General features: G+C 39.3%; 7 protein-coding genes and 1 pseudogene. 4 read left to right on the forward strand and 4 right to left on the reverse strand.

Going from position 1 to position 5,146, the window contains the following annotated elements; all coding sequences use genetic code 11:
- Window positions 1-165: 165 nt before the first annotated feature.
- A complete protein-coding gene (locus CDG77_RS33255; protein ID WP_094333436.1) occupies window positions 166-729 on the reverse strand; it encodes a Uma2 family endonuclease in 564 nt (187 codons plus the stop codon).
- Window positions 730-851: 122 nt separating this feature from the next.
- Here CDG77_RS33255 and CDG77_RS33260 point away from each other — a divergent pair, with 122 nt between their 5' ends.
- From CDG77_RS33260 to CDG77_RS35995, 3 genes are all read left to right on the forward strand, one after another.
- Window positions 852-1,493, forward strand: coding sequence for a hypothetical protein (locus CDG77_RS33260; RefSeq protein ID WP_094333437.1), 642 nt, complete (start codon window positions 852-854; stop codon window positions 1,491-1,493).
- A gap of 5 nt (window positions 1,494-1,498) precedes the next feature.
- Window positions 1,499-1,936: a hypothetical protein gene (locus CDG77_RS33265; RefSeq protein ID WP_094333438.1), complete on the forward strand. Its 438-nt coding sequence runs from the start codon at window positions 1,499-1,501 to the stop codon at window positions 1,934-1,936.
- Window positions 1,937-2,081: 145 nt separating this feature from the next.
- Window positions 2,082-2,264: a hypothetical protein gene (locus tag CDG77_RS35995; protein ID WP_143857150.1), complete on the forward strand. Its 183-nt coding sequence runs from the start codon at window positions 2,082-2,084 to the stop codon at window positions 2,262-2,264.
- 398 nt (window positions 2,265-2,662) lie between these two features.
- On the opposite strand, the gene CDG77_RS38795 is transcribed toward CDG77_RS35995, so the two are convergent.
- Both CDG77_RS38795 and CDG77_RS38800 read right to left on the reverse strand, forming a co-directional pair.
- The gene (locus CDG77_RS38795; protein ID WP_262985195.1) at window positions 2,663-2,992 is read right to left on the reverse strand and encodes a transposase; all 330 of its coding nucleotides are present in this window, start codon (window positions 2,990-2,992) and stop codon (window positions 2,663-2,665) included.
- A pseudogene (locus tag CDG77_RS38800) lies at window positions 2,966-3,385 on the reverse strand (cryptochrome/photolyase family protein); the annotation flags it as partial. The gene CDG77_RS38795 and the pseudogene CDG77_RS38800, both read right to left, overlap by 27 nt.
- Before the next feature lie 369 nt (window positions 3,386-3,754).
- Between CDG77_RS38800 and CDG77_RS33275 the strand changes: the two are divergent.
- Window positions 3,755-4,075, forward strand: coding sequence for a Y-family DNA polymerase (locus tag CDG77_RS33275; RefSeq protein WP_094333439.1), 321 nt, complete (start codon window positions 3,755-3,757; stop codon window positions 4,073-4,075).
- An 86-nt stretch (window positions 4,076-4,161) separates the two neighbouring features.
- Here CDG77_RS33275 and CDG77_RS33280 read toward each other — a convergent pair.
- A partial coding sequence (locus tag CDG77_RS33280) for an ABC transporter ATP-binding protein/permease (RefSeq protein ID WP_143857151.1) occupies window positions 4,162-5,146 on the reverse strand: 985 nt, incomplete at its 5' end.

The following is a 5,146-nucleotide window of genomic DNA, read 5'->3' on the forward strand; positions in this document are numbered from 1 at the left end:
ATCGATTGAGTAAGGTTTCATTATAGTTCTTAATGCACTATTACTTACTGTACCTCATGCACCTCGAAAATGCTGTAAGTTGGTTGGCACTATGAAAATCAAATATGTTCAAACGTAACTGAATTAAGCCTGATTTCTAAAATAAATAGTGTTTCATCTGTTTCTCTAACTGCTCATTTTTAGCCAACCAAACACCTGAGCTACAGTTAACTCCAAGTCTATCCCGGATAACACTGGCAAACGCTCATCACCCTGCAAAAGTTCTGGTTGTTGATTTGGACGGAAAACCAAAATAGAACGATCTTCTGGGTCTATTAACCAACCTAATTGGCAACCATGATCTAAACAATAGAGAATATTGCCTGTAACTCGATTTGAACTTTGTTCGGGGGAAAGAATTTCAATTGTCCAGTCTGGAGGAAGCAGAAAATCGTTGGGTGCTTCCCCATCAGCAGCAAAGGGAATACGTGACCAGTTGAAAACCGCTACATCAGGTACTATTGAGCGGATACCAAAACTACACCGCAGTTCTGGAAAGGCATAAGCAATATGAAGGCTTTCGGCGACATCGTTGATACTGTTGCATAGCCTTAACTGTAATCGGCTGTGCTTCCCTTTTGGCATTGGTTTTTGAATAATCTCACCATTAATGTAAACGCTTGCAGGCTTCGTTTCTGGTAGCTTGAGAAACTCCTCCAGAGTCAGGGATTGGGTAATTACCGTAGACATGGCTCCCGAAGAAAAGCAAAGGGGATATCTTTTAGTCTAGCAGTACCTACTCTCAAAAACAGTTTCTACTTCTGGCTATCGCCACAACCGCTTGCACACCAGTTAACAAGGCCAAAAAAGCTATGACCGCAAAATGGCTAACACCAGAACAGGCCATTGTCAAAGCCAACCTCACTGTTACATCTGAAACTTTAAAATCTTACATTTCAGAACAACAGGGAAAAACCACTGCTGAAGAACAATTCCAAGCTTTAGGATTGCTATTTGATAGGGAACGCTTGCGTGTAGGTAAGGCTAATTTTTTGCAACTTTTAGAACCAGTAAGTGATGAAAATAGCTACGCCGAAGATGAAATCGACTCTCATCAGTTAGACGACGATGACATAGAAATATCTGCTACCAACAAGGTAAATCAACTAGAACCATTTATTTTTGAGCAATGCAAAGTTCAAATTGTCATCACTTTACTACCTACACAACAAACAGGAGATAGACCTGTAATGATTGCTGCTAGCAGTCACGGTGATTTCCCTGTAGTTACCATGCTCAATCAAGAAGAACTCGGTGATTTTCCACCTGCAATTGTTCAATTACTGGACGAACTCAAAGCCGATTTTCCTAATCGCCAAATTCGCCGGAATATAGCCCAGACTAAAGCTGTCAAAACCAATAAACCCACTACCCAGACTCCAGTTCGCACCGAAACTGCTAGCTCAGATACTACTAAACCAGCCAGTAATACTACGCAAATTTCACTGTTTTAAATGCCATGACTACTACAAATACCAACAAATTACTTGTTATCTACGAAGGTCAACAACACTGGATTCCAGAAGCGATCGCCATTAATGACCAATTACTACGGGATGCCTTTACTCCTCTTTGTGCTGAACTGGCAAACGCAGACATTGAGCGTAAACCAGGAGAACCCATTCATATCATCAAGAAGCCCGGTAAAAAAGGTACTTCTCCTCTAGATTGCCTGATAGTGGCTCCTGAAGAAATCAACCCCGCAGTCCAAATGTGCTACCAAATGCGTCAACGTCAGGTGATCACTGGAATTGACTGGCAAAATGCAGGACAGCTATCAGTCCAGATTGAAGAGGCGATCGCAGGTGGAACAGAATTTTCTGAGTCACTCAATCAAACCCTAAAATCCCTAACAGCCTGCACTCCCATATCTAGCGTTATCCCTGAAGGTTTTTGAGTGCTGATAAAAGGAGTTGGAAATTGACTTGAGGGGTAAATTATTGTCCAAATTACAGCAGTTTGCATTTCGACTAAAGTAGACCCCACACCCTACCTCTGTCTCTTTGTTTTTCAATTCCGACCCCCATGAATAACGAGAAGCTATGGAGGTGAATTTCAATTTAGCAAATGCCTGTCCCCTCACCAATACCTGTATCAACTTAACCAGCCGTACTATGGAGCTAAATCTTGATTTGGCAAATGCTTCTCCTGTCGTGACTGTCAACTACTCGAAGATAGAACTGTGGCTAGTTGGGTGTGGCGGTACCCGGATTTCTCACAAGTGAGAAAAAAACACTTGGGTTAGTCAAATTTTAGATAACTTAATTGATACATTATCAAAATACCTCCAGAGTATGGTAACTTCAAGTAAAAACCGAGCCTGTTTAAGATATATCAAATACATTAAAAGTAAATAGTACTGAAACACCACATTTTTTATAATAAAAATTGACAGGGCAATTCATAGGGTTAAATCAAGTAAAATAACCCAAAAATTCAGCTATTACTTATGAATTAAATTAGGTCATTATTAACCAGGACAAGGTAGTTGAGATAAATACTTATAAACCATTGAAAAAATCTCCTTACGGTGATATCTACTATCTGCTCTTGATGATACATTTTCTGGACAATGCTCAAGCCGATTTAAGGTACTTTTTCCANGAATTAAATTAGGTCATTATTAACCAGGACAAGGTAGTTGAGATAAATACTTATAAACCATTGAAAAAATCTCCTTATAAGGGCAAGCACTACTAATTGCGATTACAACTCGTCGTTTACTAATAGTAATAACTGCCCCTAGCTTCAATAGTTTTGTGCGGATAGTCTCAACAGTTGCATTTTTGAATTCCGTTTTTGCTAAACATTGCTCTCGCAGGGCATTCATTAAAATGTAAGCAATAGATGCAAACCACAAGCGTAATTGATTTCCTTCAAACGTATGGGTACTAGTTCTATCACTATGTAACCCTCCACTGGCCCAGTCAATGAACTCCTGATCACTCCAGATAAAACGGTTATTTGGTGTAAAAGTGACTTGAATTGTCAAGTTTAACTTTTGAATTAATGTAGCAAAAGGGCGATCCGTTGGAGTCATCACCCGCAGTTCGCTAATTTGGTATGAATTTATCCATTCAATTAAAGGTGTTTTGAAATCTTGGCTTTGAGCGTATGTTACTGGGAAGCCAAGCGATCGCAATTCGGCAGCAAAGTGACGCATGGCTGACCAGACCAATACCAGTTTTTGCAAGTGATAAGGAAGTTGCCCTGCATGGGCAAGAGATTCGATAAAAATCACAGGAGTCTGTTGGTGTTTTTGTAGGCAACTCTCTAGCGCTGACTGCCCAGCCCAAAGTTGATCTCCGAGAACCCAAACGCCAATAGTCAAGTCGCTTCGCTCCAATTAAAAATTAAAAATTATTAATTAAAATTTGATTCAGTGGGGGCTTGTACCCCAAATTAATTAATTAAAAATTATTATCCTTCTTAATTTTTAATTTTTAACTTTTAATTTTTAATTAAAAAAAGGTCATGCCCTTGCTTCCTCTCAATCCGTGCGTTGGCAACGTGATGACAAAATGCTACTCAATCAAGTGTAACGTTATTGTTACAAAAACTTTCTCAATGAAAAAGCAGATGAAAGCCCAAAACTCGCTTTAGTGCTAATGTACTATTGTGGTGAGAAATTTCTCAAATATCCAGATTGAATCATAAATTTACCAGAGAATAGTCGTTCCCCCTGCTTGGTAGAAATGGTAATACTTCAACAACAATGCAGACGAGGAAGATAGTTCACGTTGATATGGATGCCTTCTACGCATCGGTAGAACAAAGGGATAACTCTAACTACCGAGGTAAACCGTTAGTAGTCGGTGGCAGCCCGAATCAGCGAGGTGTGGTTGCAGCAGCCAGTTATGAAGCCAGAAAATTTGGTATTCACTCTGCAATGCCTTCAATAACAGCGATCGCCAAATGTCCCGCACTTATCTTTGTTAGACCGAGATTCGACGTTTACCGAGAGATTTCCGCAGCAATCCACGCTATCTTTATTGGTTTAATCATTGCGGTCTATTTTTTGAACCTATTTAGATAACTCCTCTTGTGGCGCTTTTGATCACAAACTGCTGTAAAATATTTGCCAAAAGTTGCTTTATCTTAGCCTTTCATGGATGGTAGCCGCTAAACTCTCATCCATTTCAACACTTTGGAATCTTTATCATAACGGTAGTTAAAGCCGTCCCTAATATTAATCGATTCGCCTTTGCTTGCCTTACTTCTAATAGTTTTAATGGAATAAAAGGTTAATTCAGCCATTTCCTTATGAGAAAGTCCTTCACTTATGGCTTTTTGGCTCAATCTTTCTAATTGATTCTGGTTAGGCAAATTATCTTTAGTAATACCAGTATTGTCAGTTGAGTTTTGAGTTATTCTTTGATTTCGATAATCCTGAACAGTTACAAGTTGCCAACTGGAATCTTGTGCAAGTTCCAAAACCCATTGATGATAATCAAACAGGCTTTCTCGATGCCCAACACTAATAAATGTTGTTTTCGTTGATTGTAACTTTTGATATAAACTTCCTTCATTTTTAAAATCTAAAGCACTCGTTGCTTCATCTAATATAGTAAAGCTAGGGCTAGTAACTAATAGTCGGGCAAAAGCAAGGCGTTGTTGTTCTCCCAGCGATAATATATTTTCCCAAGGAACTTCTGTATCAAAGCCATCGACTCGACTAAGTAAGTTTTGCAGGTTGACTTGTTGCAAAACTTCTTTGAGTTCTGCATCAGTCACCTGACGATTTGTATTAGGATAAAGTAACTGTTCGCGCAAAGTTCCCAAAATTATGTAAGGACGTTGGGGTAAAAATAAAACTTCTTCTAATGGAGGTCGCACCAAACGACCAGTCCCCGCATTCCACAAACCAGCGATCGCTCTCAATAGAGAACTTTTACCTCGACCACTAGGACCGACAATCAATAAACCTTCTCCCGGTTGAACAGACAATGACAAATCTTCAACAATCACCTGTTCATAGTTGGGCGTTTGTAAAGTGACATGTTCAAAAGCGAGATGATTTTCTTCTATTGTTTTAATAGTACTGATATTTTCGGGTTGCTTAGTTACTTCTTCTAAAGCATCTGAAAACTCAGATAAACGCTCAACG

It is taken from the genome of Nostoc sp. 'Peltigera membranacea cyanobiont' 213 (assembly GCF_002245975.1).
GTDB lineage: Bacteria > Cyanobacteriota > Cyanobacteriia > Cyanobacteriales > Nostocaceae > Nostoc.

Coding starts and splice junctions, on each gene's coding strand:
- CDG77_RS33255 (WP_094333436.1), bottom strand. CDS start 729: ATGTCTACGGTAATTACCCAATCCCTGACTCTGGAGGAGTTTCTCAAG.
- CDG77_RS33260 (WP_094333437.1), top strand. CDS start 852: ATGACCGCAAAATGGCTAACACCAGAACAGGCCATTGTCAAAGCCAAC.
- CDG77_RS33265 (WP_094333438.1), top strand. CDS start 1,499: ATGACTACTACAAATACCAACAAATTACTTGTTATCTACGAAGGTCAA.
- CDG77_RS35995 (WP_143857150.1), top strand. CDS start 2,082: ATGGAGGTGAATTTCAATTTAGCAAATGCCTGTCCCCTCACCAATACC.
- CDG77_RS33275 (WP_094333439.1), top strand. CDS start 3,755: ATGCAGACGAGGAAGATAGTTCACGTTGATATGGATGCCTTCTACGCA.